The sequence below is a fragment of the Shewanella sp. genome (assembly GCF_013214165.1).
GTDB lineage: Bacteria > Pseudomonadota > Gammaproteobacteria > Enterobacterales > Shewanellaceae > Shewanella.
This window is the reverse complement of sequence record NZ_JABSSM010000134.1, coordinates 1-6,514: the sequence shown is the minus strand read 5'-3', so window position 1 is coordinate 6,514 and position 6,514 is coordinate 1. Positions and strand designations below refer to the sequence as shown.

The window sequence follows — 6,514 nt, the reverse complement described above, 5'->3', positions numbered from 1 at the left end:
CCAAGCACGATGGCCTAGGATATACTCACGGATATCAAACCATCCCTTAGCACCAGCGATCACAGCACATAAAGAGGCAAATAAAACATCAAAAAGTGGATAGGTAACTTTGGCGCTTTGTCGTTGAGCATCAATGGCGTTGAAATGCTGCTTAAACGTGTCTATATGCATGATTTACTCCCCAAAAGAGAATATAAGATCATAACTGCATCAGATCGTCAAATCAGGCTCGTTTTTGCTCAAAAAACGTTCGCGATCTCGCCCTGGCGCTCATCACCTAGCTCTGCATGTTCAAATAAATTATTTGCCCATTCTTCAGTGTCTTTTATAAGCATGCCGTATTAACTCGATTATTATTTTCTTATAAATGATCTGATCAACCTAAGAACGTAAAGTTCAATTTTAACCTAAATTATTTGTGTATAAGAGACAGGTGTCAGGATAGTTGTCCCCCCTTAAAATCATCCAATAAATCAATATAGGGGGTCCCAGAAGAACTCAAATTAGTGTAGAAGATACGCCGTGGTATCATGCCGTCTCAAGATGTGTTCGCAAAGCATGGCTAACGGAGTCGATCCTAATACGGGTCAATCCTATGAACACCGACGAGAATGGGTTGAATCTCAGTTACTTAATACAGAAGCCGTTTAAGCGATATTAGCTGCTAACGCTTTCAAAAGAGTTGAGATGTTTAAATGAGCCGATAGCTAGAAAAGCCAACAAAGAAGATAAGTGTACAGGTCGTTTCTGGGAGGGGCGTTTCACCTATTTCCTTTTTAAGAGTCAAGCACTGTTAGATGAAGCTGCGGTTTTGACCTGTATGGCTTTCCCTTCATGGGCAATGAAAAGCAGAATCAGCCCAAAGGGATTAAATTCGAGCTAGAAGACTACCTGTAACTCGTGGATGAAACAGGTCGAATAATACGTGAAGATAAGCGTGGGAGTATTTCTGCCAGTTCGTAATATACTCAATAGGTTGAATATATTACCAGGCAACTGGATAAAGATGACCTCTGACTTTGGTAAAATATTTCATGGTCCTGTTGGCAACTACCTTGAAAAATACCGAAACAAAGAGCTTACAAATTACTGCGACCATCTACAGAAAAGGCGTCGTCATTTTGCTAAGTGCTGCAAGTATCTGGAAGATGGCTGATAGTCATTAGCTGATTTTCCTATCTTCTCCAATTTTTTCCACTTAAACAGCTTGAGTTCACCAGCCTTGCCTGAAAATCGATATTTTAGCTAGAAATCCCCAGTCCGACGATGGTAATGAACATAAGTTGCAGCCATAACTGTAATCACTGTGCTTTGTTGTACGTTGAACTGAAAGCTCGTTATTGCAGCGTTAAATTGTTGATTTATTGTTGGTGGCCAGATTAAACGTAGTGTGGTTTGAACTGTGAGGCATAGGTGATTATTTTTAGGTAATAATTGTCAATAATCATAGCATTCTATTATATCCCTTGTCGTTAGCCTGAGTGAGAACACTGAGGCGTTAATGGTATTAATCTCTTATTTGGCCTGCATGGTGTATGTAGACCACTCATCATGCATAGATATGCCTCAAGGAATGATGTTCAGTGCTAAAGACTATTCTCTGCTGCTTGATGAAACCTGGGACTCGGTACATCTCGGTAGTTAACACATTTTGGCTGGCTAATTACCGCCATGAGCAAATAAAGGCGGCGTTATCATCGCTTGCGGAAGTTACTGATGAGTGGGAACTTCGTTTGGGTGCGAGTGCGTTGGACGTAAAATCTGATGACAACCGAGTGACGAACTAAAAACACTATATTTATATGATATAGAATAATCTCTGGCGCAATTTGTCGTCGCCATTATGCACTATCACCCCAGTTGCCAGTTGCCAGTTGCCAAGGAATTGTTATCTGACAACGTTACGAAGTCTGATCACTGGGTGCAAAATGAAAGCTTTTGTACGGTAAACAATAAAACGGCAGCCCTAGGCTGCCGTTTGTGTTTGTCTATCCAGTATATTTAGAATCTATAATGCGCCGAGACTTGCACATAGCGCGGTGATTGATAAGAGGCTGCTCGCAAGTAGTTAGGGCTTCTTGCTGTTGAACCTTGTTCATAATCGTTCTGTTGATCAAAGGTGGTACCTTCTTGGCTATTAAACACATTGAACACTGTCGCTTTAAGGCTTAAGCCTTCAGCCCAGTTAGGTGAGTAACTTAAGCCAATATCGGCATTAAACAACCAGGGAGTGCGTCCTTCATCGCCACGTTCGGTAAGCTCTTGCTGTCCATCTTCATTCAGACAATAAAAGCTAGAAGCGCCATATCGTTTAAAGTTTGGCGCATCGTAGCCTGTGGTGTTGTCCCCAGTGAGCATGTCATCAGTATTTACAAAGCCTTGACAGCTAAGGGGAGTACCCGAGACTAAAGAGATGTTTGCTGAGACGAGGAACTCTTCAGTGATCTCATATATTCCAAAAGCCTTAAACTGATGTGTCCTATCTGTTGGCAAGTTACCTTCAGCACCGTGCATAAAGTTTTGATGGTCGAAATCTTGTGTTGCGCCCGCATCTTCTTGAGCTAATGATGAATTTACATACCCTTCGGCATTACCATATGTGCGTGAAAGTACATATGAGAAACTTGCTTTCCAGCCATCACTCATTGCTTTCTCTGCAGTAAGCTCTAGAGCATAATGGTCACGCTTGTAATCAGGAAGGCCATGATATGAATTCGGAGTCGTAACGGTCGTTAGGTTACCGTCATTCTCAAGATCCATGGCAATAGTGATATCTTCACCTGGATTGATCAGCATACAACCGGCCATAGAGTTAGGATTAAAATTATCATAACCATTGTCGGCAGCCCACTGAGTAAATCCATCATGACCACAGAAGTCATCCATACCATTTTGTAGTGTCTTGTATGTGAGCTTAGCTCCAGTACTCCAATCATCACTGATAAACTGCTGATAACCTATGATGAATTCATCTTGGTACATAGGGGTTAAGTTTTTATCAGCAATACGTTCAGGTTGTGGAACCTGGTTGTCGATAATAGGTGATCCAATCATATCACCAATCGTCACCGGGGCTTCGGTACCATCGGATTTACGACCATCAGGCAGTAAAAACCAGCTTTGATTATAGTTTTCTACTCGCGTTGAGCGAATGTTGGTGTTAGCTGTGACTGGAATGTAACTACGTCCAAGTGTGGTAAATAATTTTGCTGATGAGTCACCGTTAACATCCCATGAAAAACCTAAACGCGGTGCTATTAGGTTACTAGATTCAACGAAAACCGCCCCATTGCCATCCATGTTTTTGAAAGACTCACTACGTACACCTAAATATACCAGCATGTCATCATTTAATTGCCAGTTATCTTCGATATACCAAGCAGTATTTTCGACACCGAATGTACCTGTTTCTTTATTGTCTGTACGCACGCGCACAGCTTCAGTGCCTTCTGGAAGAACTACACCATTAATGGTATTGTTATTACCGGCATAAGCATTCGCATAGCGATAGTAAACACCACCTGAAAGTTTACTACCTGGAGAAGTTGAATCGTATCGCTGTGCGTCATAGCCAAAACGAAGACTATGGTCGCCTAAAGCCCAGTCAACATCGAACTTCATGCTCTCACGTTCATCTTTATCATCGACTTGATCAGTAACGGTGAACTGCCCCGGCTTGTTCCAACAGCCAATGGGTACCCAATCATTACCCGGAGTCGTGTCGTATACAGCTGGGCACTCGTCACCGGGGAGGTTAGGTGCTTTTAGATAAGTATTCTCTAGCTTACCAAACATTGCGTTAAACGTGATATCGTCAGTAAGGTGACCGGTATAGGCCAAGATGTTAACCGTTCCACCTTCTTTGTAAGTGTATTGGCCTGTTTGCTCACCGTGTTGTCCAACAATCGGCTTTCCTTCTGCATCCAAGTCATTAAAGTAGTTGGTGCGGTCGTACTCGATTTCATTATTAATGTGGGTTAGGCGAATTGAATGGTTATCAGTAATAAACCAATCTAGTTTGGCCAAATAATTGGGAGTGGTATTAGTGAGTGTATAACTATCGTTCCCCCTATAGTTTGTGCGTTGGTAGTCTTTTCCTTCGATATTGGCAAAGAAGAAGAGGGAGTCTTCAATAATCGCTCCGCCACCAAACACATTATAGGTGAGTGAATCTTTTGTGTCGTACTGGCGAGACTCTTTTAAAATTTCATGCACATTACCTTCAGCATCGTAATCTAGCTTAGTGACATCCTTGCTTGTTGCTCTGAGTGAATCTGGAGCGTAATAGGCAGAACCACCAAATTCCCACTCGTTAGTACCCGACTTGGTCACTACGTTGATTACACCGCCTAAAGAGCGCCCATATTCAGCACTGTAACCGCCAGTTTTAACTTGAGTCTGTGCTATCGCGTCTTGTGGTACGGATGCAAAGCTTAACATGGTGCGCAGGTTGGTTACATCCATTCCGTCAATGTAATAGCCATTCTCAGCAATTGATGCACCACCAAATGAAGGAAGGTTTCTGCCGAAAGCATCCCCGCCTTGAATCGCCCCCGGTGCCAGTAGAGCCACTGCCACAGAGTTTCTTGCGAGTGGCAACCTTGCGACATCTTCAGCAGTAAATACCGACGAAGATTCTACACTTGATGTATCAATGGCCGTTATACGGGAGCCCACAACACTCATTCTTTCTGGAGAGTCAGAAAGTGATACTACTGCCCCAGTACCAATGACGACCGTGACTTCTTGTCTGTTACCGAGATTATCACTAACAACATAAGTACCAGGCGCTATACTATTCATATTGAAGCGACCTGTATCATTAACAGTAATCGTTCGTGAAACACCTGTTTTAGTATTTTTATAGGTGATTTGAGTACCGCTAGTAGCCTTACCGTAAATTGAGCCTGCAGCGCTGTTTGCTAATGCGGGTGTACTTATTGCCAATAGTGTCGAAATCGACACTGCAAGCAAGGAGCGTTTAAAATTAACTTTTTTCATGTTCTTCCCTTTAAACTTAATGTTGCGCACTTGTTTTTATTATGTAGCGAGATCATGCTATCTTTGTATGTAATTTATATCAATCATTGTAGTCGGTAACGAGGCTGTAAATTAAAAGTGTCGCTTGATAATGTTTTGTTTTTGGTTGTTGAGTTGGTTTAATGTGTCTAATTTGAGAGGTGTTGTGGTGGTTAATCCTTTATGATGGAGCTAATACAATTCACATTGCAAATGTGATCGAATATGTATCATTTCAATGAAATCATAATAATCGTATACTTAATATTCGCCGTGCTTTCATTCACATGAAATATTATTTATATGAAGGAATGACCGATAGGTATATTGCTGCGGTTGCAGAGGACACTAACTTGATACAATTACCCGATCTGAGCAATCATTGTTATATTATTGTTAATATATGTGTGGACACCCTGTTCCGCGCTGGACTCGATTTGGCTTTTTTAAGCGGGTATGTGTAGCGCTGATGAGTATGGCATCGGTGTGTATCCTGGGACTCGGCACATTTCGGTAGTTAACACTCTTGGGCTGGTTAATTACCGCCATGCGCAAATCAAGGCGGCGTTATCATCGCTTGCGGAAGTTACTGATGAGTGGGAACTTCGCTTGGGTGCGAGCGCGTTGGACGTAAAATATGATCACAACTGAGTGACGAGTGTCGAACTCAAAAACACTATATTTATAGGATAAAGAATAATCTTTTCCAAACGTCCATATTCACTCTACACCCTTACTGGCTATTAACCTTGTATACACGCCTTGGGTTTACCCGGTTCGGATCTTCAACGTGACCATAGATAATGATAACTTTAACAGCAAGTTGTTTACATTCTGATTTTAATGCCTATAAAGGCCCTTCGTTCAATTAGGTCATAGATAGCATTAGCGGTATATCCAGGAGCTAAGGTATCAAACAAGTTACGTACGCCTCCATTGAGCATAATGTTATCACTAAAATGGTAAGATGCTGTTAGATCATGTGTGGTCACTGAACTTATATAACCTGGTGATAAATCTTCCGGTGAACCATCATCTATTGATACATCATAGGTGACGACTCGATCAATATATCGTGTCGCCCAGCTTAGATTTAAATCATCTAATTGGTAATCTACGACGAAACGAAATTGTAATTCAGGGTCACCTACTTCATCATTCACTTCATCTGGAAAATTTTTTAATTCAAGCAATTCTAATTTAAGTAAATGATTGGCTAATCATTTATACTTTAACTCTCCTGGTACAGCAAAACTTGCTAAATCTAAACTATAGCCAGCTTGAAATTCGAGACCACTGGTGTTGAGTCCTGCCGCATTTAAGAGCCCTGAACTAATCGCATCTTCTGCTATAACCGAGATATAACCGAGACACCCAATATTATTCTCTGTTAGATGGCCTGTACCTGCTAGAGCCAGATTTCCAGAGAAAATTCGATCCTCCCACTTTTAATACTCCATACAATACTCAATAATGCTGTCATGAGTGAAATTTC

4 protein-coding genes and 1 pseudogene are annotated in these 6,514 nt (G+C 41.6%); 2 read left to right on the top strand and 3 right to left on the bottom strand.

The window, feature by feature from the left end:
• On the bottom strand, window positions 1-171 hold a 171-nt coding region (locus HRU42_RS20185), incomplete at its 3' end, for a transposase family protein (protein WP_295033776.1).
• Between the two features lie 307 nt (window positions 172-478).
• Between HRU42_RS20185 and HRU42_RS20180 the strand changes: the two are divergent.
• Together HRU42_RS20180 and HRU42_RS20175 are read left to right on the top strand one after the other, a co-directional pair.
• Window positions 479-1,156, top strand: a pseudogene (locus tag HRU42_RS20180) (hypothetical protein).
• A 345-nt stretch (window positions 1,157-1,501) separates the two neighbouring features.
• The gene (locus HRU42_RS20175) at window positions 1,502-1,645 is read left to right on the top strand and encodes a hypothetical protein (protein ID WP_295033774.1); all 144 of its coding nucleotides are present in this window, start codon (window positions 1,502-1,504) and stop codon (window positions 1,643-1,645) included.
• Window positions 1,646-2,001: 356 nt separating this feature from the next.
• Here HRU42_RS20175 and HRU42_RS20170 read toward each other — a convergent pair whose 3' ends face one another.
• Together HRU42_RS20170 and HRU42_RS20165 are read right to left on the bottom strand one after the other, a co-directional pair.
• The gene (locus HRU42_RS20170; RefSeq protein ID WP_295033773.1) at window positions 2,002-5,001 is read right to left on the bottom strand and encodes a TonB-dependent receptor plug domain-containing protein; all 3,000 of its coding nucleotides are present in this window, start codon (window positions 4,999-5,001) and stop codon (window positions 2,002-2,004) included.
• 845 nt (window positions 5,002-5,846) lie between these two features.
• A complete protein-coding gene (locus tag HRU42_RS20165) occupies window positions 5,847-6,212 on the bottom strand; it encodes a TonB-dependent receptor (RefSeq protein WP_295033771.1) in 366 nt (121 codons plus the stop codon).
• Window positions 6,213-6,514 lie beyond the last annotated feature (302 nt).